The following is a 23,895-nucleotide window of genomic DNA, read 5'->3' on the forward strand; positions in this document are numbered from 1 at the left end:
TGCTCCTTCAAGGCGGCGCATGCTGCGCCCATTTTTTTCGTACTCAGTATCAGACATTCGCATGTTTCAAGCCCTGCTCGACGCCATTGCCCACATGACGCTGTCCACCGATGCGCAGCGGGTGTTCCATGGTCGGGGCGGCCGCCATCCGGGTTGCGAGCAATGGACCCTCGACCTGTACCCCCCGGTCTGCCTGCTCACGAGCTACCAGGCGGTGAGCCCCGACGAACTGGCGCCCATCGAAGCCGCGCTGCAGGCACGCTGGGCACAGTTGTGCCCCGGTGAGCCGCTGAACCTGGTCTTCCAGCACCGCGACGAGGTGCGCGCCCACACCGAACTGCGCCAGGGCACCGTCCCCGAACCGCACACCATGACCGAGCACGGCAGCCGGTTCAACGTTCACCTGCTGCGTGGCTTCAATCACGGGCTGTTTCTCGACATGGCCGAGGGCCGCCGCTGGGTGCGTGAACACGTGGCGGCCCACCGCACGACCGCGTCGTCGTTCAAGGTGCTCAACCTGTTTGCCTACACCTGTGCCTTTTCGGTGGCCGCCCTGCAAGGTGGCGCCAGCCAGGTCATCAATGTCGACATGGCCAGCGGGCCCCTGTCGATCGGGCGTCAGAACCACCAACTCAACGGCGTGCAAGACGGGGCCACCTTTCTGGCACACGACATCTTCAACTCCTGGGGCAAGATCAACCGCCTCGGCCCGTATGACCTCGTCATCATGGACCCACCGGCCTATCAAAAAGGCAGCTTCATCGCCGAGAAGGACTATGCCCGGCTGATGCGCCGCCTGCCGGACCTGCTCGCCCCAGGCGGCCACGCCCTGCTGTGCCTGAACTCACCCAAGCTGGGCCCCGACTTTCTGATGGACCAGATGGCCATCGAAGCGCCCAACCTGCGCTACGTGACCCGCCTGCGCAACCCCGAGGCCTTTGCCGATGCCACCCCGGATCGGGCCCTGAAGGTGCTGGTCTATCAGGCCGTCACGGCGCCACCTTGCGCTTGAGCGCCCGCGCAATCGGCTGCGGCAAGCTGGCCAGCGAGCTCAGCACATGCGGCAGCAATTTGAGCTTGAGCCCGGCAAAGGCATTGGGCACCACGGCTTCGATGAGGTGCGGACCGGGGGTGCGCAAGGCGTACTCCAGGGCCGCCACAAACTCTTCGGTGGTGGTGGCGCGCACCGAATGCACCCCCATGCTGTTGCCCATCTGAACGAAGTCCAGCCCCGGACTGCCCAAGTCCAGTTGTGAACGCGCCTTGTCCCCCTTGCCTGCGGCCCCCACGCGCTGCAGTTCCACATTCAGAATGGCGTAGGACTTGTTGTTGAAGATGATGTTGGTCACATTCAACTTTTCACGCGCCATGGTCCACAGCGCCTGAATCGTGTACATCGCCGAGCCATCCCCGCTCAAGGCCACCACAGGTCGATCCGGGCAGGCAATGGCCGCGCCCACCGCCGTCGGCAAGCCCTGACCAATGGCCCCACCTGTCAGGGTCAACACATCATGGCGAGGCGCCCCCCGCGTGAAGCTCGGCAGCATCACACCCGAGGTTTGCGCTTCATCCACGATGATGGCGTGCTCGGGCAACAGGGCCCCCACCGCCTTGCACACCTTTTCAGCCGTCAGCTTGCCGCGCGGACGATCCGGGCGCACCGCCTCTTGCAAGGCCGGCGACAAGGACGCTGCGCCCAGGTGCTGTACCAGCTTGCGCAAGCTGCCTTCGGCATCGTCCTGGAAGCCCGCCAGGGTGTGAACCTGGCAGCCGTCAGGCACCAGGTAGCTCTTCTTGCCGGGGTAGGCGAAAAAGGACACCGGCGCCTTGGCATCGACCAGAATCAGGTGATCCAGCCCCGCCAACTGCACCGAGGCCAGCTCGGCCAGATAGGCAATGCGCTCCACATGCGGCAAGCCTGCTCCCCGCTCGATGCGGGTCGGAAACACCTCGGCATACAGCTTGGTCCCGGTCTTGGCCGCGATGCGGCCTGCGGCCATCAGCGCAGGCTCACGCAATGAGCGTCCACCCAGCAAGATGGCGGTCTTTCCTCCACTTTGCAAGGCGCGCGCAATGGCGGCCACCGTGTCGTCACTCGCCTTGGGTGGCGAGGGCAAGACCGGCAACTTGGCCGGCATCCCACCTTCGCCCCATGACACATCGGCCGGCAGGATCAAGGTCGCCACCTGGCCCTCGGGCCCCATGGCCGCCACCACGGCATCGACGGCATCGCGGCACAGCGTGTCGGTGCTCTGCGACGTTTTCACCCACTTCGACACATTGCGCGCCACGGTTTCGATGTCGGACTGCAGTTGCGCGTCGTACTGAACATGGTAGGTCGCATGGTCGCCCACGATGTTGACGATGGGCACCTTGCCCTTGCGTGCGTTGTGCAGGTTGGCCAGGCCATTGCCCAACCCGCAGCCCAGGTGCAGCAGGGTCGCCGCCGGCTTGTCGGCCATGCGGGCATAGCCATCGGCCGCCCCGGTGGCGACGCCTTCAAACAAAGTCAGCACCGCACGCATGCTGGGCTCGTTGTCCAGCGCGGCCACAAAGTGCATCTCCGAGGTGCCGGGGTTGCTGAAACACACACGGATCCCGGCATCCACCAGGGTCTTCATCAAAGCTTGTGCACCGTTCATGGTGAGTTCCTCGTTTCCAAGTGAGAAGGCTGGATGTCGGCCACAGACCGCACCCCCGCCAAAGTCATGGCCAGCAGCAGCTCGCGCTGCCAGCGTGTCAACAGGTCCTGCACGCCGGCTTCCCCGGCGGCGGCCAGCGCCCAGATCCAGGGACGCCCAATCAGTACGCCCTTGGCGCCCAGCGCCAGCGCACGAAACACATCCACGCCGCTGCGAATGCCGCCATCGACCAGCACCTCGGTCTGTGCGCCCACCGCCTGCACGATGGCGGGCAGCTTGGCCGCGGTCGACATCACGCCATCCAGCTGGCGGCCGCCATGGTTGGACACGATCAGCCCTTGCACGCCTGCGCGAACGGCAGCCTGCGCATCGGCCACATCCAGAATGCCTTTGAGCAGCAAGGTGCCCGGCCACCGATCTCGCAGCCAGGCGATGTCATCCCACGTCACGCGGGGATCAAACTGGCTGTCTACCCACGCCTTGAAGGCGTCCATGTCGCGTGCACCGGGTACCTGATCGGTCAGGTTGCCGAAGCTCAGGGGCTGGCCCCGCATCGCCACATCCCATAACCAGTGCGGATGTGACAGCACGCCGTGGGCCTTGATGAGGGCGGCCTTCATCCCTCCGGCGGACAAACCGTTGCGCGTATCGCGGTGACGCATGCCCGTCAAAGGCAGGTCCACGGTGAACACCAGCGTGCGGCAGCCCGCCTCCCAAGCGCGCTGCAACAGGGTCTGGACGATGCCCCGGTCTCGGATCATGTAGAGCTGAAACCACACGGGCTGGCTCGTGGCAGTGACCACTTCGTGCAAGGGACAGATGCCCACGGTGGACAAGGTGAAGGGCACGCCGACAGACTGCGCCGCACGGGCAGCCTGCACTTCGCCGCGCCGCGCCATCATCCCGGCCAGGCCCACGGGAGCCAACGCCACAGGCAGTCGGCACGCTTGCCCCGCCAAGGTCGATGAGGTGTCCACACCGTCCACATTGACCAGCACACGTTGACGCAAGGGCACTTGGGCCCAGTCGGCCACATTGGCCTGGAGGGTCTGTTCGTCGGTGGCACCGCCATCGATGTAATCGAACAGGAAGCCCGGCAAGCGCCGCTGGGCCAGCACGCGGTAGTCACCGGCTGTGGCGGGATACGACAAGGTGCGCATCATCACGCGCTCACCGCGTCGACCCGATGTCGCGGGCGGCGGCACGGGCGGTCAGGATGCAGCCAGGCAGGAAGGTCCCCTCCAGCGAACGCTTGCCGCTGGCCCCGCCGCCCCCGAAGCCGGCCGCTTCGCCCACGCAATACAGCCCCGACACCGGCTGCCCCGCACGGTCGAGCACGCGGCTTTGCAGGTCGGTCTGCAAACCACCCAGGCTCTTGCGCGTGATCAGCTGCATGTGGATGGCGATGTAGGGGCCTGCCCCCTTCATCTGCAAAGGCGCAGGATCACAGGTCCGCAACTTGTCCGGCCCCCATTGACGCGCATGCAGGATGCGACGGATCTGATCGTCGTTGTGAAGCTTGCTGCCGTTGGCAAAGTTGGCGTCAAAGGCATCGGCTGTGGCTTGCAGCACCGTCGGGTGCACATCCTGGGTGCCGTACAGAGACTGTGTCAGGGCATTCATCTGGCGCGCCAGCCCTTCCAGCGTGTCATCCACCAGGAAGTGCTTGCTCTCACGCTGCATCTGCCGCACCAGGCGATCATGGCTGGTCAACATCTCGTAAACAAAGCGCACGAACTGCTTGTCACGCACACGTGGGTTGTGCTCCGCCCCCGAGATGGCGAACTCCTTGGACGCAATCCGCCAGTTCATCAATTGCCAGGTGTAAGGCTTGTCCTGCGCGGCCACACGCTGGCACAACTCATGGGTGTCAAAGCCCGTGACCAAGGGCTCAGGCCCGATTCGACGACCGGCATGATCCAACCACAGCGCGGACTTGCACGGAATCAGCGACAGGCCATGCCCGTCAAAGTGCGGATGTGGATGAGGGATGCCTGCGGCATAGTTCCACATCTCGCCAGCATGGGTGATCTGCCCGCCCAACTCGTCTTCCACCAGGTGGTGCAGGGCGCCATCGGCAAAGGGGTGCGCGCCATTGAGCATGGCCGATGGGCGAGGGCGATGGACAGGCCAGTTCGCCACGGTTTCAGCGTGCGAGCCATTGATGCCCCCCATGGCCAGCACCACCACGGGTGCATCGATGCGGACTTCGGCCCCTGTCGCCTCGTTGCGGGCCACGGCGCCCGACAAGGCCCCCGCCGTGCGGGTCAACTCCGTCACACGGTGCCCGCTCAAGACTTGCAATCGCCCGCCCCGATCAGCGCCCTTCATGGCCGCGATCATGCAGCGCGTCAGCTCGCGTGAGGTCCCCCAGACGATGTGATAGCGCGGCACGCTGTTGCCGTTGCCGAACCGCCCGCGCTCCACCCAGTTCACCGCCGGCATGAACTTGAGTCCGTGGGACACCAGCCAGTCGTACACCTCGGTGCGCGAGTGCTGCACGTAATACTCGGCCCAGCGGCGTGGCCACGTGTCGTCGGCCGCCAACTCGCCAAAACGCAGCCAGTCCTGCAGGGCACGCTCAGGCGTGTCTGGAATCTTCATGCGGGCCTGCAAGGGCGTCCCCACCAGGGCCATGCCCCCGAAGGCCCACAGCGCCAGCCCGCCCAGACGCTCGGGGGTGTCTCGGTCCACCACCGTCACATGCTGCCCGGCACGCAGGCACTCCAGGGCCGTGACGATGCCCGCCAAGCCCCCGCCCACCACCAGCACATCTGTCCGCAAACTCGAAGCCATGAGACGCCTTCCTCACTCAGCAAAGTGGCTGCCACGTTATCGATTTATCATCCCCAACCATTGACCAACAAGGACAACGCAATTGACTTTGCAGGCCACCGTTTCAATGAGTTGGGTGCAGACCGTCTTGGGCGAGGCTCGCCGACAAGGTCTGGATGACGCCACGGTACTGGCAGCAGCCGGCATCCGACAAGAGGAGTTAACGAGGGAACGATGGCCGATTGACCACATCACGCGGCTGTGGCGGGCGGCCGCCCGCTTGTCCCATGACCCTGGCTTTGGCCTGAAAGCCGGCTCCTTGGTCGGTCCGGCCAGTTTCAACGTTGTCAGCTTCATCCTGCAGTCGGCGGCATCACTGCGACAGGCGCTCACGGTCATCCAGAAGTACCAGTCCCTCGTGTCCGACGGCGGTCGCTTCCAGCTGCTCGCCGGGGCCGATGCCAGCTGGCTGGTCTATCACCCGCGACAAGGCAATCTGGCCTTCAGCCCCCATCAACTCGAGGCCGTGCTGGCCGCCGTGGTGAGCGCCACGCAGTGGATCACCCATCAGCCCATCCGCCCCAGCCTCGTCCGCTTCAGCCATGAGCGCATTGGCCCCCTGGCGGGCTACCGGCAGGTGTTTGCCTGCCCCATTGAATTCAGCCAGGCCTACAGCGGCCTGCTCATTCCCAACCGGGTTCTGGACCACCCATTGCCGCAGGCCAACGCTCAATTGGCCCAGGTGCACGAGCAATACGCGGCCGCGCAGCTCCACAGCCTGTCCCAGGGGCAAACCTTCGACCAGGCCGTCTACCAATGGATCAGCACGCACATGGGGCCACCGCCGCCCACACGCGTCGACGTGGCGCAGGCCTTCGGCCTCACCGAACGCACGCTGGCGCGACGCCTGCAAGCCTGCCAGACCAGCTACGTTGACCTCCTCGATCAAGTGCGACGCGACTGGGCGCTGCAACAGCTCAGCGGCACCGACCGCCCCATGCTCGACGTTGCGCACAGCCTGGGCTTTGCCGAACTCAGTCCGTTTTACCGAGCCTTCCAGCGCTGGACTGGCATGACACCCGGGCAGTGGCGTCAACAGGGGTGACACACGCACCACTGCAGTGCAAAGCCGAATCACCAGAGGTGGCACAGAAGCTGCGAGAGAGGAAGCCACAAGTTTTCCTTCCTCTCTGTTTTTGTCACTTCCTGGAGTTATTCATGAATATCAAGGCTGTCGTACTGGCTGTGCTGTCCCTGGGCTCGATCGGCGTGGCATGCGCCGAAGAAGCCAAGTCCGACTGGACGTTTACCGGTAACGCGGGTTTGTTCTCTGACTACCGCTTCCGTGGCTTCACCCAAACCAACTATCGCCCAGCTTTCCAAGGCGGCTTCGATCTGGCCCACTCGTCCGGCCTGTACGCTGGCAACTGGAACTCCAACGTCGAGCAAGCGCTCTACCGTGGCGCCAGTCTGGAAATGGACTTCTACGGTGGCTATAAGTACGCCGTTGGCGATGTGAACCTGGACGTAGGCGGTATCTACTACGCCTATCCTTCAGGCAACACCGCCAGCTACGGCTCTGACAAGCAAAACCACCAAACCGAGTTGTACTTCGGCGCGTCCTATGGCGCTTTTGCGGCCAAGTTCTCCTACGGTTTGTCCAACTTCTTCGGCGCCGGCGATGGCACCAGTGTCAAGACTGACGGTAACTACTACGTTGATCTGGGCTACACCCAGGATCTGGGCAACGGCCTGAGTGTCAACGCGCACTATGGCTATCAGTACGTGAAGAATGGCACCGACCTGGGCTTCGTGTCGAACAGCGTGTCTGACTACCGCGTTGGCGTGACCCAAGACGTGAAGGGCTGGCTGGTGGGTGCATCCCTGATCGGCACCAGCAAAAAGGACTTTGCCCTGACCGGTAGCGGTAAAGACGCCGGCAAAACCTCCGTCGTGCTGTCTGTGACGAAGGGCTTCTAAGCCCGGCACGACATCGGCCTCTGGCACACAGGGGGTTGATCAAGCAAAAAGCCACCTGGCCATGCCGGGTGGCTTTTTTGTTTGCGAGCGAGCCAGCATACAAGGCTTTCAAGGCGCGTGCATGACTGTTGTGCACAAACCCCGCGGCCAGAGTGTTTCGTGAAATCCCCACGCCCAAACTGGCCCAATTTCTGCATGATGGTGACATGAGCCTGTGCTGCAGGTGCTCTACCGGAGGATGACGTATGAACTGGTTCGGCAACCTCTCTTCAGACTGCGAACAGCTGGTCGCCCCTGTCCAGCTGGTCGAAGGCCACTGGCGGCATCCTTTGCACGCTTATGGTGTGCCCGTGTTGCTGCGCGTCGTGATGGACGTGGCAGAGCCCCGCGTCGTGGCGGCGCAAGTCATCGAACATGGCACCCCGCTGGATGTCGACAGCAGCGTGCTGGAATCTCTGGCGCAGTCGCTGTTTTCACAAGACGTGCATCACCAGCCCAAGGCTTGGGGCTTCGTGTCCTGCACCATGCTGCCCGACTGGGCCAAGCCCACCTTCTCGGAAAGCCAGATCGAAGAATTGCAGCGCATTGAGGGCTACCTCATCGAGGCCTCCGACGACAACATCGACTCGGTTCTGCAACTGCGCGACGAGTTCCTCAAGGGCATCGGCGTGACGGACAAGCACATGTACCGTGCCGTGCGTCAGACACCGCAGTTCGGTCACAAGCACGGTCGCAGCCGGGTGAGCTGAGCGCCGTGCGCTGGTGCTCGAAGGCCTCGCCCAGGCAGGGCTGAGCGTGCCGGTGCTGCCCGATGGCGCCTTCTACGTCTACATCGACGTCAGCACCACCGGCATGGACGCCATGCGCTTTTGCCAACGCGCGCTGCAAGAGGCTCATGTGGCACTGCCCCCCGGGCACGACTTTGGCCCCCACGCCGGCGCCACGCATGTTCGTTTGTCGTATGCCGCTTCACGTGACGACCTGAAAGAGGGCATGACAAGGCTCTCACGTTTCATGCAAAGCCTGACATAGCGTCACTTTTGCACGTTCATGGTGCGCGACACTGGTGACACCACGCGTTGTGAGGGCGTGTCCGAAAACTTAAGATGCCTTGATGGATTCCGATTTCCTTCAAGATCAGGCACTTGCTGCTGCCGCGACCCCGGCCACAGAGCTGGCACAACTGCGTGCACAAGTGGCCCGCTACCGGGCTGCCTTCACGCTGTCAGCACCTGGCCAGGCCCTGATCGATCTCCATGGCCATTTCATGGAGGTCAACGACAGTCTGTGCCGCACCCTCGGCTACCCCGCCCACACCTTGCTCACCCTGCGTGCGCTAGACATCACGCACCCTGACGACATCACCGGAGACACCTGCGCCACCGCCGACCTGCTGTCCGGCAAGCGCCAGCAATACCGTCGCGAGAAACGCTACAAGCGTCCGGATGGCACCACCGTCTGGGCGCAGGTGACCACTGCCCTGGCCCGCGACGAACTGGGCAACCCGCTGTATTTCGTCGCCACCGTCGAAGACATCACCGAGCGCAAGGCCGCTGAACACGCGCTGCGCGAACGCGAGGCCCTGCTCAGCAGCATGGGCAAGTTCGTACCCGGCCTCATCCACAAAATCGGGTTCGATGTCCATGGCCGCGCCCGTTTCCAGTACATCAGCGACCGCGCCATCGAAATGTTCGAGCTGCCACACGAGCTGATGGAGCGCGATTACTACGCCCACCACAGCCGCGTGCACCCCGACGATCTGGCCTACGCCCAGCGACTGGCTCAAGCCCCCAAGCCTGGTGCCAAGCTGCGTCCGGTGGACTTTGAGTACCGGGTGATCCTGCCCAGCAAAGGCCTACGTGTCTACGGCGGACACGCCATCCCGGTGACCGAGGAAGACGGCAGCGTGGTCTGGTACGGCCACACCGCCGACCTCACCGACAAGAAGGCTTTGCTCGAAGCCCGCATGGCCGCCCAAGTGGCCGAAGATGCCAACCGAGCCAAGAACGAATTTCTCTCACGCGTCAGCCACGAGTTGCGGACGCCCCTCAATGCCGTCATCGGCTTTGCCCAGTTGCTGCGCTTGAGCTCGGCCGGTCACCTCAATGCCGACCAGCTTCAAAACGTCAAGCTCATCGAAAACGCGGGCTCACACCTGCTGGGCATCATCAGTGACGTGCTTGACCTGTCTCGCATCGAGGCTGGCAACCTGCCACTGTCCACCGACACGTGTCGTCCGTCCACCCTGCTGTCCGAGGCCTGTCATCTGGTGGGCCCTCTGGCCAGCAAGAGCGGCATCGCCATTTGCCCGGCACAAATCAGCAGCGATGCGGCCATTCGCATCGACCCGATGCGCTTGCGTCAGGTGCTGGTCAATTTGCTGAGCAACGCCATCAAGTACAACCGCCCCAAGGGCCATGTCATCCCGCGCATCTGGCGCGATGGCGATCAGGTGGCCATCGCCATCGAAGACACCGGCCCCGGCTTGACGGCCGAGCAACAGGCCCACCTGTTCGAGCCCTTCAACCGACTGGGTGCGGAGCGCTCGGGCGTGGAAGGCACCGGCATTGGTCTGGTCATCGTGCGCAAGTTGATGGAGGCCATGAATGGCCGCCTCGAAGTCCGCAGCCCACCCGGCCGTGGGGCCACCTTCATTGCCTGGGCGCCCGCTGCAGCGATGGCTGAACAGACCGCCGCGGCCACGGCATCCCCAGCGATCCGCTCACAGGACAGCGAACCACATGGCGAAGCTGAACTGACCGTGCTCTATGCAGAAGACAACGAGGTCAACATCGAACTCGTCCGACAGGTATTGCGCCTGCGGCCCAAGGCCAAGCTGCACATTGCCTCGAACGGCGCCGATGCGCTCGCGATGGCTCGGGCCATCCGACCCGACTTGTTCCTGCTCGACATGCACCTGGGTGACATGACCGGCTTCGAACTGGCAGCCCTGCTGCAACAGGATCCCCAGTTGAGCCACATCCCTCGCGTGGCGTTTTCAGCGGATGCCATGCCGGACCAGATCCACAAGGCGCGGGAAAGCGGCTTCGTCGGTTACCTGACCAAGCCCCTGAATGTCGATGCGCTGCTCGCTTGCATCGACACCCACACCGAACGGGTGCAGCAAAGCGGCATCAAAGCCTGAAGAACGCCATTTCCTCGTTCAGGCGCAAGGCGTTGTCGTTCAAAGAGGCCGCTGCGGCAGCCGTCTGCTCGACCAGGGTGGCGTTTTGCTGCGTCATGGCATCCAGTTGCGAGACCGCCTGACCCACCGCGCTCACACGGCTGGCCTGCGTGCGTGTGCCATCGCCAATCTCGGTGATCAATTGCCGGACCTGGGTCGCATGCGCCACGATCTGACGGATGGTGGCGCCCGCCTGGCCCACCACCGTGGCGCCATCCTCCACATGGTCCACGCTGTTGCCAATCAGGCCCTTGATCTCGCGCGCGGCCTCGGCCGAGCGCTGCGCCAGGGCGCGAACTTCGCTGGCCACCACGGCAAAGCCCCGGCCTTGCTCCCCCGCACGGGCGGCTTCCACCGCCGCATTGAGCGCGAGGATGTTGGTCTGGAACGCAATGCTGTCAATGGTGCCAATGATCTCGCCGATGCGCGCCGATGAACTGCGGATCTGCGCCATGGTGCTGACCACTTGCTCGACTTCGGCACCGCCTCGCTCGGCCACTTGTGCATTGAGCACCACGATGTCCGAAGCGCCCGATGCTCTCTGGGCCGACTGCTGCACCGTCTCCCCAATGTGCGTCATGGCCGCCGAGGTCCGTTGCAGCTGGGCGGCCGTCTCATCGGTGCGACGAGACAGGTCCATCGATGCCATGGCCACTTCCTGGCTGGCCGTCTGGATTTCATCGGCGCTGTCACGCACCTGGTGGACGATGCGACGCAAAGCACCCAAGGTGGCAGCCAGGGTGTTCATCAACTCGGCCACCTCGTCTCGCCCCCACGGACGCGGATCCAGCGTGAGGTTGCCCTGCGAAATCTCGGTGAGCTGACGCGCCACCTCAGCAATGCCGCCTTGGGTCACGCGGTAGAAGGCCACCAGCATGTAGATGGCCAGCGTGATGCCCGCCAACGCAATGCCCACTTGTGTCCACAAGGTGTGCTGCAACTGGCTCACCCGTGCCGCCAGCCGCTTGTCCAGCGCCGACAGGATGCGATCAATGCTTTGGTAGTGCAGGGCGATCGCCTCGTTGCCTGCGGCCACAAAGGCTTTGGCATCACCCGACGGCACGGGTGCCAGCACCTGCTGGAGCACCCTCGCCAGAAAACGCTGACTGGCTTCCTGGGTCCCGCCGACGTTCACTTCCTGCGCAATGCTGGGATCGGCCTCGATGGCACGCTTGAGCGCCTGTTCAGCCCCTTCTTGATGGGCCATGGCAAAAGCGTAAGCACGCGACACCAGATCATGCTGGGTCATGCTCTTCTCGCCCGATGCAATGAGCTTGTTGCCCAGGCCTCGCATCTTGCCCATCTGTTCAATCAATCGAGGTTGCTTGAACAGCGCGGAGTCCATCAGATAGTAAGTGTCGACGTCCGGATCCAGCGTGAGGTTTGAGTGGTCCGTCACGTCCTGCAGCAGAGCCAGCACGGCATCGATGAAGGCCGTGTGCGCAGCAAAGGTCTGGTTGGCATCGCCCTTGACCGGCTGTGCCAGCAATTCCGCATGCAACCGCTGAACCTCTTGCAAGGCCTTGAGGGTAGCCGGCAAGTCCCGAATCAAGGCTTGCTGCACACTCGACACCGACTGGAGCGCCGTCTGAACACGCGTCTGCGCCTCTGCCAGATCCGCTGCCTGTGCCGTGGCCGCACGACGCCGGTTCTGCGCCGCATCCAGCACGACCATCAGGGTACGGCCATAAACCACCCCCAGGCGCTCCTTGGCCGAGAACGCGATGTTCTGCGTGGCCGACAGCCACAGCGACGCCATCAACACCACGATGGGCAGCATGAAAGCCAGCGACACCCACATGGACTTGGCCGGGAACCCCATGCGCCGAAACGCCCGAATGCCCGGCGCCATCACGCCATGGTGTTGAAAGAAGGAGGGGAGGTGTTCTCCCCTGTTTTTGTGCGAACCTGTCCAAGCCATCTGCGATCCCGTTACTGCTTGAGCGCAGCCAGATTGCGCTCAGGACCCACAGCGCACCTTAGGGGTGCCTGTTACTTCTTTGTCGCAACGGTTCGCAAGATTCAAGCCACAAGGGCCTGTCCGTGCGTGACGGGGTTCAGCCGACCTTCCCGAACTGAGCCAACACATGGCGACTCATGCCACGGGCCAACCAAACAAGGTCGTCGCAGCATAGGCAATACTCAAGGCAGCCGCCACCAGGGCCAGGCCCAGACCAGAAGCAATCGTCGAGATCAGCGGCACACTTTGGGTCATCCGGAACATCCTTTCAAAGAGGGGCACTCAGGATGAGTCGATGGACGAGGCACGAGTTCCACCCGACCGCCAGATTGCTGAAATTCAGGTCATCCCAACAACTTCGCCAACCCATAAATCGCACACCCCGCCGACAGCGCGGCCGTCACGGTGCGCAAGCCCTTGTGGGTAGACAACATGCCCAGCGTACTGCTGGCCAAAATCACAATGAACAGGTAGGTCAACTTCATGACCCGCATCTTAGTGCGCCCAGATTGACGACGCCCACACCGCCGGTCGGCTTCGCTTCAAAATGGCACATCGCACCGTGTTGGAGAAGCCATGTCACGCGCCCAAATCCGCAAGGTCATCAGCGGGTTGATCATCCTCTTGTCCCTGTCCGCATGCGGAGGGGGCGGGGGAGGCGATGCGCCAGCCACCCCCACGGTCAACACGGCCCACGGCTCCAACAGCAGCACCGACATCAGCGGCTTCACCGTGCAGGATGTCAGCGAGTGCGCGGCCACCAACGCGGCTTCACCCAACGTCGTCCCCATTTGCGTCGACAACGGGCCGGACCCCTCACAAGTCAACGTCGTCAACGAGCCTTACGTCACGGTCACCTTGTGTGTGCCGGGCAGCACCACCCAATGCGTGACCGTCGACCATGTGCTGGTCGACACCGGCTCGACGGGTTTGCGGGTCGCCGTCGAAGCGCTCGGCAACCAAAGCTTGCCCCTGCCCGCCGTCAAGACCAGTGCAGGCAGCAAACCCGTCGCCGAGTGCTATCAATACGTATCGGGATGGACGTGGGGGTCACTCAACAAGGCCGATGTCTATGTGGGAGGCCTGGTGGCCCGCAGCGTCCCCATCCACATGCTGGGCTACTCTTCTGCCAACCCCTCACTGGGCGGGGCAGGTGGCGGGGCCTTCCCGCACGTTCCCGCATCCTGCTCTGGTAGCAACGCCAACGGCAACATGAACAGCGTCAGCGAGATGGGCGCCAATGCCATCCTGGGCTTGTCCACCTTCGATCGTGATTGCGATGGCTGTGACACCGTTGCGGCCAACAACCAGTATTTCAGCTGCACGAGCCTTGGGACTTGCACGTCCGTGGCCGTGCCGCTTACGGACCAACCCGGTCATCTGGGTTTGTATTTCAGCAGCGACTATGCAAACGGCGTGAGCATCACCATGCCGACGGTCACAGGGGTCACCGCCTCCAAGCTGCAAGGCACCTTGACCTTTGGCGTCCCGAGCCTGCCCGAAGCAGCCACCCAACTGGTTCTGAACCCATACGGGCAGTTCACCATCAGCTACAACGGCCAGACCTACAGTTCTGGTTTCATTGACAGCGGCTCCAACGCCCTGTTCTTCGACTCCACAGCCGGCATTGGCAACTGCTCGTACAACACTGGTTTTTATTGCCCCACGTCGGCCGTCACGATCACCGCCAAGAATACCGATGGCAGTGGCCACAGCAACACCTTCAGCATGCCGCTCAACAACATCGATGCGCTGATGGGCCAGCTTGGCTCCACCGCCGTCATCGTCGGACTGGCTGGGCCCGTCACAGGCAGCACCACCGCTGTGGACCCCACCTTCGACCTCGGCTTCCCCTTCTTCATCGGGCGCACCGTGTATGTGGTGCGCCAGGGCACAGCCATGGGATCGGCTTATGGGGTGGTGGCGTACACGCCTTAAACAACCCACTCGTACCCAAACAAAAAAGCAGGGCAATGCCCTGCTTTTTTATCGAAAAACGTAGGGCGACACAGTTTACGCGACAGACGCTGCCCCTAAATCAACGACTTAGCTGCGCCCGCGACACAATCCCCTCGGGGATCGCGACAAAGTTCTCGCGACTGACCTACAACGCGCCAAAGTTAGCGCGACAAGTTCTTAGCTGGACACAGGTCGGCCACAGGGCCAAGCAGCGCTGCAGTCAGAATGGGCCGATTGAGGCGAAGAGTGGCCTCGAGTGAAACTCTGGCGACCACTATGCGTTAAGACTGCGGCGCTTGTCGGCCAGCCTGCGCATCTTCCCTAACCGTCGACACCAAATTGGCAGCGAGCCCTTCGACCTTGCGGCGCTGCTCGACTTCCTTTAGTCGGGCACTAAGTCGCTCTACCGCTGCGTAGAGTGACTCGACGTCTACAGAGAACTCATCTGGGCTCGGTAATGGCGGCGGAGCCTCGTCCCCGCCGTCATGGGTGAAGAACGAACAGCGAGTCATGCCTTGGTACACCGCAGAGACGTCCTCGTCATTGACGACTACAGCTTTTAGCTTGAGGGTATCCACGGAGCGGCGGAATCGCTTCACAGCACCATTGAACAGGAGATCCTCGACAAGCAGTTCCCACGTGTCTCTCATCCGCCGGTAGGCCTGCCGCACCATGTCGTTGTATCCGTCATGGTCCTGTTCTTTTTCTAAGGTCTTACGGGCTCGGCTGACTACACCGCGCAAGTCGTTGACACGTGCCGGGAGCTTCTGCCCCTCGAATGGCAGGTGCTCCCTGCTGTGCCCCTTACTGGCACCAGCCGCGAAGACATGGCGCTCAGCGTGCTTTGCACCATGGCTCTCAGCGGCAGTCTTCAGCGAGAAGGCGAAGGCCAGGTCATGCGTGAACACAACGACCTGACGGACCTTTGCCTCCAAGGCAAGGCGTTGGGCGATACGTTCCCGTCGTACGTGGTCAAGCGAAGAAACGGGGTCGTCAAAAACAATGCCGGAGCGGGCGCGTTCGATGCTGATTTCAGCTAGGAAAGAAGCCAAGGCAATTGCTCGCTGCTCCCCCTCGCTAAGCACGCCGGAAGGTTTCAGCTTTGCGAACTGGTCGTCTGCCGAGAGACGCAGTTGCTGCATACGAGCTCCTCGCTGGCCAGACATCTCGAGTCCTACGAGCGTTGGGTTTAGACCGAAGCCTTCAAACTCTCGGACGAGGGCTGTCTGCAGTTCTGCCGTGACCACCTTCTCGTAAAGCTCATTCATCTTCTTCGTGACACCCGCAGTATTGCAGGCCTTTGCCATGTCGGCATAGGTCTTCTGGCGCTTGGCTGCAGCGATGGCTTCATGCACCGCCGCTAGGTGCTCCCTCAGCTTCTGTCTCGCTTCAAGGTCATTCAGGCGCTCTGTCTTGGCCTTGCGTTCTTCGGGGGTTAGCGACTTCTCCAGTTTCGCTGCGAGCTCAATCTTTCCCTCTCGATACAACTTGAGCTCCGCGAGAGGGGCGGACGGTAGTAACTCGACTTCTCCCACAGTCCTTCCGGGCGCAGCTGCAACGATGGCTGACTTACGCGCAACCAGGGCCTGAAGATATGTGGTGATGGCCTCCGCAAGGGCAGGGACTTGGTCTTTCAGCTCCTCATGGAGGACTTGGTCCGAAGGAACGGCGTCGATGTCGGCATCCGCAATCGTCTTATAGAGACGACCAGCGGTTGTACGGCGCTCCGAGAAAGACTTCTGGGTGTCGGCTTGCAGGAACGCAATGAAGTTCTTCAGTCGCTTATGCGCTTCCGGTGACAGAGGCTGTTGGCAGAGCACGCATTTCGATCCGTCAGAAGGGCCAGGGAAGGGGTGCTCTGGGTAGGCTTGCTGGGCCGCAAATGCCACGGCGCTTTCTACGAGAACTTGCCAGGGGTCCGTCCCGGTGCCTGTAAGGGCAGCACCGCCTTCTTGTAGTGCTTGCGACGCAAGCCTCATCGCTCCGTCTGCAGCATTGAGTTGCTCAAATGCGAGCGTCAATTTGGCCACTTGCTCGTCACCGAGTGCACTAGCAAGACTGGCAAGCTCCATCTCCAGTCCTTGGACACGGGTTGCGAATCGTCGCAGACTGGTAGCCTGCTTCGCTGGATCGTCTTCCCGCAGGAGCTTGACCAGGCCCTTGTACTCCTCTTGCTCGGCTTCAGTCAGTACCGCAAGTGCATCGGCTCGCATAGGGTCGGTTGAAGGTTTCAGCGCGCTGACGAACTGACCGACAACATGACTGCCTTGAAGGGGGGCCAACTTCGCGAAGTTGAACTGCGCGCCCTGTGCCTCTGCTTCAAGCGCTCGTTGGACTCGTTGCATACCGCCCGCCAACTGTCGAAGAACGTCAAGGCCGTACGGCACAAAGGCGACCTCAGCTTGATCGTCGATGAAGACCCGAGCACATAGGCTATCGAAGACCGCTATACGAGAAAGGGGCGCTGGGGTGGGCTGACCGTTGTCGACCCAGTCGGCGGCCTCTTTCTCATCACCGACCTGCCACTCCAGCCGGGCGCTGGCAGGCCCTGTTGGTCGCTGGCCAGAGAACACGTTCGGATGAATTCCCTCCGTGTTGCGTGCGCGGCAAGCCTTCTTGAGTGCTCGGGCATAGCCAGACTTGCCTGCCCCGTTGTATCCGTAGACGATGGTGAGACCTTCGGCTTCAAAAGTGAGGCCGTCTCCATGGCCAATGGCATTCAGATTCTGGGGCGCGCGCAGTGCAAGTAGGCTGACAGCCGGGGAGTCGACAACTGCCGTGGGGAGCGTTGCCGGGTCAAGCCGCACTGGCGCTCGCCCCTGCGGATCCGGTAGCCCAAAGGCGGCCTTTAAAAGGGCGGCCAGATCGGCGATATCTCCATCGTCCAGGCGACCATTGACAAACGCGCGGCGTACGGCATCCGAAATCCAGTCGGGTTGCCCTTCCGTCCAACCGGCAATTTCGCTAACCACTGACATGGCTTCCCCTGGGCTTTGTACTCTTAGAGATGCAATGTTGCCACGAAGCCTGAGCACCCTACTACGGGTGTCCCATTTCACAAGAGCACACCGTAATGTTCTTGTGAAAGGGCGGGCGTGGTTCGAATCTAAGATGGGCCAACATCAATTGTGGATTCAGCCACGAGCGTCACCTGAGCTTTGTTCTGGGAACTGAAATCGATTTATGACTCAGGTCTAAAAGTTCATTCGACTTGATGTGAATTTACTTCTGCCTGTGCATCGTCCGACCTTGGCAAGTGCATAGGAAAGAGAGCTCCATGCACAAACGCGATGGCTTCATAGAGAGCGGCTAGCATCTGCTCAATCTCAGTCGCCACAATTCGTACTTCGCGCCCATGACGTTCTGCCGCCTTCGCCCGCTCCAAGTACTTGCGATCAACCACACCTAAATTGTGCGTGATCGGATGACGCTTCTCGAAGGCAGTCGCCAGGACGCCCCAGACCCCATACTCAGGTACGGTTACAGCAAAAAGCTCTGCCATCTGGTGCCGAGTTCGGCCAATATTCTGGAACGCATTACCGAGCTTCGTAAGCTGACGTTCGACATCCTCAGCAGCCCCGCCTCTTTCGATCAGGGCTCGGCGCACCAAAGCCCGCATAGCGGCCTCGAAGAGGGATACCCCATCCTCAAGGCAGTTCTCCAAGTCCTTTGCGGCCACGCGCTTGCCCAACATCTCAGTGCGCCGCTGCACATCTCCTAGCATCTGCCGAGTGACCGAAACCTCTGCATTGATATGGCTCATAAAGATGTCTGTCCCACAGTCGGCGCACCATACCGCCAAGCCAAAGACGGTCTGATCGAGCGAGCAATGAGGACAAATCACATCCCGGCGCACATCGTCTTCGAAGGGCCTTCGCACATGGGGTAACGGTGACTCTTTCAGACTCATCTCCATCGAGATGAGTCCACCACCAAATTTCCTCTTGCCATTGGCGCCTAACCCAAGAGCGTCTTTGATAACGCCATTCAGATTCTTTTGAACCTCGCGCATAACAAGGTCCTTCGCATACCGCTGCTGCTCCTGCGTCGTGAAGTTGTTCGGCTCGGCTGAATGGCGGCAGTAGGGACAATAGGCTTGCAAGTGGTTTTCTGTAATACATGTGCCCGGCGTCACCTTGAAATAGCCCGGCGAACATTCGTGATCTGGGCACTCCCGGGCCATCCGGCCATCCGAATCCCGCGGGACCGAAATATTCATTTCATAGCGATCACCGCCCAGATCTTGGACACCAAGTTCGCCGCCGGATTGAAAAAGCTTCCGCATGAATGCCATCCTCACATGAAGTAGACCAGAGTCACTGCTGTACGCCTCAGAAAAAAAGCGACTTCAACACACTGATGACGGTTGAGACATTAGACCAAACCGATGTCTTCTTTTCCAGGGCTTCAAGATCGTTAATTGCCGAAGCATCACCAGGATGCTTCATGCTGACATGATTGATATTGACCGTTGTAACCGAGGGCACTTGCGCCCGGTCTGTACTAGGCCGCTCAACGTCACTTGGCGATTGGTATCTTGCTTTTGATACGAGTAGAACATCCGGAGCCAATCCTGCGTAGGCTTGCATTCCTCCGAGCTCCAACGCACGTCTTAAGCGTTTCAATTCGCCATCAATGCGAATCGCTATTGAGGCATAAATCGTATGATCGATTTTTTTGGCCAGGACGTGAGATCTCCAGTTATATAAGTCAACCGGGTTATCGAAGGGATAGAGCACGTCCAATCCTATGTAGAGAAGCCTATCCCTCGCCTCCTTCCCCAATGCGATGGCGCACGCATGAACCTCCGTTGCCAGCTCACATAGCTCGGGAGGGCCAAAAGCTGCAAATGTATGGGTGTCATCCCGATTAGCTGACGGATAGTTCTCCATCAGTATTTTGAAGTAGCCGTTATGCGCTGCTTGAAGCAAATCCACGACTTCGATTGACATTTTCATTGCACAGCTCCGGCATTGCTTGCCAACTTTGCTCGTAATCAGATATCGCTTACGCCCCAACTAGCGGTAATGATTTCGGGGTGGTTGCGTCCAATGCCAGATGAATCAAATAGGCTGAAATAGCGATCATGCCCAAGCCTCTCAGGAATTTTTCTGACGAACTTTCAGCCTCCCACTTGTGTAGTTTCACAAGCCCACCCACAAGTACGCCAGCAAACAGCAGGCTATGAAAAAACTGTCGATGGTTCGGGGATGTGGCAGGCTCCAACACGTCGGGAAGGCAAGTGAAAGCAGCGCCAGCGAGCCCCCCCACAACTGGGCGGAAACTCTGTTTCCCCGTCTTCTCTTCCTCGTTCGCCATGAATAGGCCAATCGAGACGCCCGCAACCAAGCGATGAGCCCCACCGTTCATTTTCGTGGCTCCTTGCGTACGCCTTTGAAGGGCTCACCGTCCTTCTTCTGGTCAATGAAACGGCCACTATCGCTATCGCGCTTGGTCCAGTTTTCTGTCACCGGGTTGTAAACCTGGGAACGATCACGCACGGCGCCTCGGCGAGCGTTGTCGCCAACTGGTGCATTCTTTGCCATATCAAATTTCTCCCATACGCAATGAGTCAGACATCCAATTGATGAGTCCAAGCTGGAACACCACGCTTTGAAAGATAGTCGACCAGAGAGGGGCTACCAAAGAACTGCAATCGGCCGCCAGACCTGAACGCCAGCGCCGCTTGCTCAACATTCAATGAGTTTCTACGGGCCTGGGCGACAAGCTGTGCGAGTAGCATTGAGTTATCGCTGGCAGAACCTGAATTCGAACGTGCGTCGAAGACAGCAAAACTGATCCATCCACCGCTCTGGGCGCGTTCTCGCAGGTGTGCAAGATTGATCTTCATCATCCACTCCTCGCCCGCAGTTGTCCCGAGCGTGAGTGCATTGTTGCGACCTCAGTGGCTCACAGAGTGAGCCACTACAGTGCGTCTGGAGAATATTTTCTTGCTGCATCGCACAAGGCCTCGAAGACCCTGCTCCGCAACTCAGGAGGCTCCAACACCTCGACCTCGGCCCCATGACGCAGAAGATCCATCACGAGCTCTTGATCGCTTGAATAGGGAACCTCCAGTACATAGCTCCCGTCGGCCAACCAAGAGCTGGCTTGGTCCGGGTGCCACGTTTCCGAAGCGATCCATTGAGCCCGCTTGGGCGTGAACTTCAGCTTGGCCCGCTGCGTAGCCTTCCCCGCAAAAATCCCGTATCCGCTCTGGAAATGTGCTGCCAGCGCGGCTTCGTCAACTTCGACCGCAGGCACATTGAGAATCTCAACATGCTGCATTGCCTCCAATGAAAACGAGCGCAATGCCTCCTGTTTGTGACACCAAGCGTCAAGAAGCCAGTTCTCCCGGTAGTGCACCAACTGAAGTGGCGACACGAGTCGCTCACTTACCTCCTGCCTCTGCCGGTTCCAATATTTGAGACGAATCCGCTTCCGATCAAGCACCGCACTCGCAACCGATTGGAAGTGGTGAACCTCAATCTTGCGGGATCCAAAATGAATCAGCTTGACTCGACGTTCAATTGATGTTGCCGAGTGAGCCCCCTGGCCCAATAACTGCCGAAGGCGGCTTTTTAATGGACTAAGGTGCTCCTCCAATAAGCCAGGCTGCACACCCTGAAGCAGATGAAGCATTGTCAACAAGGCATGGACTTCCGACGAGTCAAACCATAGCCCGGGCAGCTCGAAGGGACCTCCGCCGGGAAGCTGGTCGTCTCGAATGACATAGCCTCGCTTGGTTCGGTCCCACGCAAGTGGGCATCCAAGCCTAGAGCGCAGCAGCTCAAAATCTCTCTTGATCGACGCCCTGGAAACCTCGAAGTCCGCCATCAATTGATCGATGGTTACAAAACCTCGCTTGCGGATCAAGTTGACGATCTTGCGTATGCGTTCAACGTTTTCTTTTGACATCACACCCCCTCCCTGGTTGGTCCCGTCTTTCAACTTTTTGCCCATTCTGAGGCGTTCCGCGCACAAAACAACTTGAACCGCGACGGCGAGCTCTTTGATGGTGGTGGCACCAAAGCCACGCACTATTCTTCAGGCGGATACCGATCTAGGGGCGTTCCACATCCTTGGTGAGGCCCTCTCGAAAATTGCCCGGCTGCAGGCTCGTCCCATCCTCGCCCAACCCAAACAAGCTGCCCTGACGGCAATTCATCGAAAGATCGCCTACTCAACACCCCTCTCGCCAAAAACGGCGCAAAGTCCTTCTCAACCGCACAAATCCGATCAAAGAGTGACGGCTGTTGGCGAATCCAAGCAGCACATCTCTGGATACGACCTCTTAGCGTTTCCGTCACCACCTTGAGGTGATCGGCCAAGTCGTCCATGTCCCACGTGAACCGCTCCAGCAAGATCAAATAGGCTGCCGCCTGCGAATAGCTGTGTTTGATCACGGCCATGCGCCCCTCCTGCTCTTGTGCCAACTCATGTGCAACGGCTGGATCAAACGCCTCCGGCGCGATCAGAAACCGGGAAAGTGCTTCCACTGCAGCCCCAGCATCTTCCTGATCCCAATCCTTGTCCAAGCGAACGGCGTACCGAGTCTGTTTGTCTGCAAAGCGAACCAACTCGTTGAACAGCCACGCCAACACGATTTCCTGATCCTGCGCGTTGCGGAAATCAACATCAAACCCACGCTTGCGACCTATGCGCTCCGCAATGAGCCAAGCCTCACCCATCACATCGTCCACTGTGTGCTCGCCACATGTGCTGGACGCGATGTATCTCAACTTGGCGCGCTTCAATTGAACAAACGCCAAAAATGCATCCGCTGGGTTCGCCATGTTCCACCTCCCGATGGTTGACATGCGCAATAGACGCCACAAACAGGTGGATGTCAAGAAATGGCGCTTGCCTTTAACATCCACTTTCAATATTCAAAATCAGCGGTTCACCATGGGAGTCATCGTGACGGCGCCGACTGTTTTCTTTCAAGGTCCGCGCGAGCATTTCTTCAGACCCCTGAACTGGCAGGACAGAGAGGCCTGCGCCGCCGTCTTGCGCCAGTTGCACGAGCGCGTCCATGGACCGGATGCCGACTATGCCGAAGCGCTGACTCGGGAGTTGGTGCTGGACATCATCCAGCAGGTGATCGCCCAGCCAAGCTATCGGTCTGGCGCATTGCCAGACAGCGTGACCGCATCCGGTCTGGTCCAACCCCAAGCGGAACGCGACTACGCGCTGAACCTGCTGCGTGCACTCAAAGAACACGGCTGGCTGGAAGACTACAAAGACCCGATCAACCTGCAGCCCACGCTCAAGCTGACGCGTGCAGGCAAGGCATTTGCCGAGGTATTCGCCGAGCTGGACAACGCCCGCCACAAAACCCGCCAGCGCAACATGCGCTCCGCACGCAAGGCCTTGCAGGCATTTCTCGAAAGCCGGGACGAAGATGAGTTGCTCGACGCCTACGACTTCGCCAGCCGGGTGGTGCAAGACCTGCAGGATGACATCGAGTACTTCCGTCTGCTGATGCAGACCCTCACGCGCGAAGCCTTGACGCAGAAGCTGGCCTGGGACGAGTTCAATGACTTCCTGGAGCGGCGGTTCGGCAAAGAGATGTCGGTTCGCCTGGTGGCCGACTCTGTGGACCGCCACCGCAGCCAGATCATCGAATTGCTGGACATGGTCCGGGCCTGGCCAGAGGCCCAGCGTGTGGCGATTGACGGTGCCTTGCGCCAGCGTGCGACCTGGCTGGAAGGGGTGCTCGAAGGGCGCAGCGCAACCGTGTGGTTGTGCCGACGCATCGAAGACCTGATCGACGCGGCTTGCCAGGTCAAGCTCCCCATGCTGCGCAGTGAAATGCACAACTATGTGCGGCGCTTCACCAGCTTGCTGCGCCAGGCGCTGTCACTGGACTATGGCGCTGAGTCCCCCATGGGCCGTACGCTCGCTGGCCTCAAATCCAGCCACAGCGCCGACCGCCACGTCTGGCTGGACGCCCTGGCACAGCGCCTGTCCACCGCCGAAATCCGCTTGCCCACCACCGGCCTGCGCTGGACGCAGCGCGATCGACAAGAGGTCGAAGGCAGCGACATCGACTGGCGCATCCTGCCCCACAGCCGGTTGGAAGCCGCCATGCGGCGCGCCGAGGCAGAGGCCTTTGTCATCAGCGAAGACCTGCTGCTCACGCAGCTGCAACAGCTCGCCAAAGCGCGCGGCACGGCTCGCCCCTTGCGGCTGTCAGACCTCACCGTGGCCGATGCGCCCGATGTGCTGACCGCACTGCACGCTGTGGGCGCCGCACGTTCGTCGCAAGGCAAAGCGGCCTGGCGCACCGTAAAGCTGCCCTCGAAGTTCGAGACTGCGGCCTTCACCGCCGATGACTTTGAGCTGCAGCTCCAAGCCACAGGCCAGGCGCAGCCCCCGCAGGCAGAATGACC

Annotated in this window: 20 protein-coding genes; 8 read left to right on the top strand and 12 right to left on the bottom strand. The window is 60.8% G+C overall.

Annotated elements, in window-relative coordinates:
* Positions 1–61 precede the first annotated feature (61 nt).
* Positions 62–1,012, top strand: coding sequence for a class I SAM-dependent methyltransferase (locus ACOYNB_RS00230; RefSeq protein WP_422837104.1), 951 nt, complete (start codon positions 62–64; stop codon positions 1,010–1,012).
* Here ACOYNB_RS00230 and ACOYNB_RS00235 read toward each other — a convergent pair.
* Genes ACOYNB_RS00235 through ACOYNB_RS00245 form a run of 3 tightly spaced genes read right to left on the bottom strand, consistent with a single transcriptional unit; the run spans position 990 to position 5,438 of the window.
* Positions 990–2,642, bottom strand: a complete 1,653-nt coding sequence (locus tag ACOYNB_RS00235) for an acetolactate synthase large subunit (protein ID WP_422837106.1) — start codon at positions 2,640–2,642, stop codon at positions 990–992. The two genes, ACOYNB_RS00230 and ACOYNB_RS00235, sit on opposite strands and share 23 nt — an antisense overlap.
* Positions 2,639–3,805 (bottom strand): L-lactate dehydrogenase, encoded by a 1,167-nt coding sequence (locus tag ACOYNB_RS00240; RefSeq protein ID WP_422837436.1) that lies wholly within the window; start codon positions 3,803–3,805, stop codon positions 2,639–2,641. The genes ACOYNB_RS00235 and ACOYNB_RS00240 overlap by 4 nt, the downstream gene beginning before the upstream one ends.
* Before the next feature lie 7 nt (positions 3,806–3,812).
* On the bottom strand, positions 3,813–5,438 hold the full coding sequence (locus ACOYNB_RS00245; RefSeq protein ID WP_422837107.1) for an FAD-dependent oxidoreductase: 1,626 nt from the start codon (positions 5,436–5,438) through the stop codon (positions 3,813–3,815).
* A 106-nt stretch (positions 5,439–5,544) separates the two neighbouring features.
* Here ACOYNB_RS00245 and ACOYNB_RS00250 point away from each other — a divergent pair, with 106 nt between their 5' ends.
* From ACOYNB_RS00250 to ACOYNB_RS00270, 5 genes are all read left to right on the top strand, one after another.
* Positions 5,545–6,522, top strand: a complete 978-nt coding sequence (locus ACOYNB_RS00250) for an AraC family transcriptional regulator (RefSeq protein WP_422837108.1) — start codon at positions 5,545–5,547, stop codon at positions 6,520–6,522.
* A 113-nt stretch (positions 6,523–6,635) separates the two neighbouring features.
* Positions 6,636–7,397, top strand: a complete 762-nt coding sequence (locus tag ACOYNB_RS00255; RefSeq protein ID WP_422837109.1) for a TorF family putative porin — start codon at positions 6,636–6,638, stop codon at positions 7,395–7,397.
* Positions 7,398–7,642: 245 nt separating this feature from the next.
* Positions 7,643–8,146 carry a hypothetical protein gene (locus ACOYNB_RS00260; protein WP_422837110.1) on the top strand — a complete coding sequence of 168 codons (504 nt, stop codon included), beginning with the start codon at positions 7,643–7,645 and terminating at the stop codon, positions 8,144–8,146.
* 10 nt (positions 8,147–8,156) lie between these two features.
* Entirely contained in the window at positions 8,157–8,429 is a 273-nt protein-coding gene (locus ACOYNB_RS00265) for an aminotransferase class I/II-fold pyridoxal phosphate-dependent enzyme (protein ID WP_422837437.1), read from the top strand.
* Between the two features lie 82 nt (positions 8,430–8,511).
* On the top strand, positions 8,512–10,542 hold the full coding sequence (locus tag ACOYNB_RS00270; RefSeq protein WP_422837111.1) for an ATP-binding protein: 2,031 nt from the start codon (positions 8,512–8,514) through the stop codon (positions 10,540–10,542).
* Here the strand turns inward: ACOYNB_RS00270 and ACOYNB_RS00275 are convergent.
* Both ACOYNB_RS00275 and ACOYNB_RS00280 read right to left on the bottom strand, forming a co-directional pair.
* A complete protein-coding gene (locus tag ACOYNB_RS00275; RefSeq protein ID WP_422837112.1) occupies positions 10,532–12,502 on the bottom strand; it encodes a methyl-accepting chemotaxis protein in 1,971 nt (656 codons plus the stop codon). The genes ACOYNB_RS00270 and ACOYNB_RS00275 overlap by 11 nt on opposite strands.
* Positions 12,503–12,885: 383 nt before the next feature.
* Positions 12,886–13,026 carry a hypothetical protein gene (locus tag ACOYNB_RS00280; protein ID WP_422837113.1) on the bottom strand — a complete coding sequence of 47 codons (141 nt, stop codon included), beginning with the start codon at positions 13,024–13,026 and terminating at the stop codon, positions 12,886–12,888.
* Positions 13,027–13,117: 91 nt separating this feature from the next.
* Between ACOYNB_RS00280 and ACOYNB_RS00285 the strand changes: the two genes are divergently transcribed.
* On the top strand, positions 13,118–14,479 hold the full coding sequence (locus ACOYNB_RS00285; RefSeq protein ID WP_422837114.1) for a DUF3443 family protein: 1,362 nt from the start codon (positions 13,118–13,120) through the stop codon (positions 14,477–14,479).
* A gap of 302 nt (positions 14,480–14,781) precedes the next feature.
* Here the strand turns inward: ACOYNB_RS00285 and ACOYNB_RS00290 are convergent, their stop codons facing one another.
* The 7 genes from ACOYNB_RS00290 to ACOYNB_RS00320 all read right to left on the bottom strand — a co-directional run bounded on the left by ACOYNB_RS00290 (position 14,782) and on the right by ACOYNB_RS00320 (position 22,296).
* Positions 14,782–17,478 (bottom strand): AAA family ATPase, encoded by a 2,697-nt coding sequence (locus ACOYNB_RS00290; RefSeq protein WP_422837115.1) that lies wholly within the window; start codon positions 17,476–17,478, stop codon positions 14,782–14,784.
* Between the two features lie 224 nt (positions 17,479–17,702).
* A complete protein-coding gene (locus tag ACOYNB_RS00295) occupies positions 17,703–18,785 on the bottom strand; it encodes a hypothetical protein (protein ID WP_422837116.1) in 1,083 nt (360 codons plus the stop codon).
* A gap of 46 nt (positions 18,786–18,831) precedes the next feature.
* Complete coding sequence (locus ACOYNB_RS00300) at positions 18,832–19,458, bottom strand: hypothetical protein (RefSeq protein WP_422837117.1); 627 nt, start codon at positions 19,456–19,458, stop codon at positions 18,832–18,834.
* Positions 19,459–19,507: 49 nt separating this feature from the next.
* Positions 19,508–19,870 (bottom strand): metal-dependent hydrolase, encoded by a 363-nt coding sequence (locus ACOYNB_RS00305; RefSeq protein WP_422837118.1) that lies wholly within the window; start codon positions 19,868–19,870, stop codon positions 19,508–19,510.
* A gap of 202 nt (positions 19,871–20,072) precedes the next feature.
* Positions 20,073–20,354, bottom strand: coding sequence for a hypothetical protein (locus tag ACOYNB_RS00310; protein ID WP_422837119.1), 282 nt, complete (start codon positions 20,352–20,354; stop codon positions 20,073–20,075).
* A gap of 71 nt (positions 20,355–20,425) precedes the next feature.
* Positions 20,426–21,541, bottom strand: a complete 1,116-nt coding sequence (locus ACOYNB_RS00315) for a helix-turn-helix transcriptional regulator (protein WP_422837120.1) — start codon at positions 21,539–21,541, stop codon at positions 20,426–20,428.
* A complete protein-coding gene (locus ACOYNB_RS00320) occupies positions 21,541–22,296 on the bottom strand; it encodes a hypothetical protein (protein WP_422837121.1) in 756 nt (251 codons plus the stop codon). The genes ACOYNB_RS00315 and ACOYNB_RS00320 overlap by 1 nt, the downstream gene beginning before the upstream one ends.
* A 124-nt stretch (positions 22,297–22,420) precedes the next feature.
* Between ACOYNB_RS00320 and ACOYNB_RS00325 the strand changes: the two genes are divergently transcribed.
* Positions 22,421–23,893 (top strand): Wadjet anti-phage system protein JetA family protein, encoded by a 1,473-nt coding sequence (locus ACOYNB_RS00325; RefSeq protein ID WP_422837122.1) that lies wholly within the window; start codon positions 22,421–22,423, stop codon positions 23,891–23,893.
* Positions 23,894–23,895 lie beyond the last annotated feature (2 nt).

Source organism: Aquabacterium sp. (genome assembly GCF_049317225.1).
Classification (GTDB): Bacteria; Pseudomonadota; Gammaproteobacteria; order Burkholderiales; family Burkholderiaceae_C; genus Aquabacterium.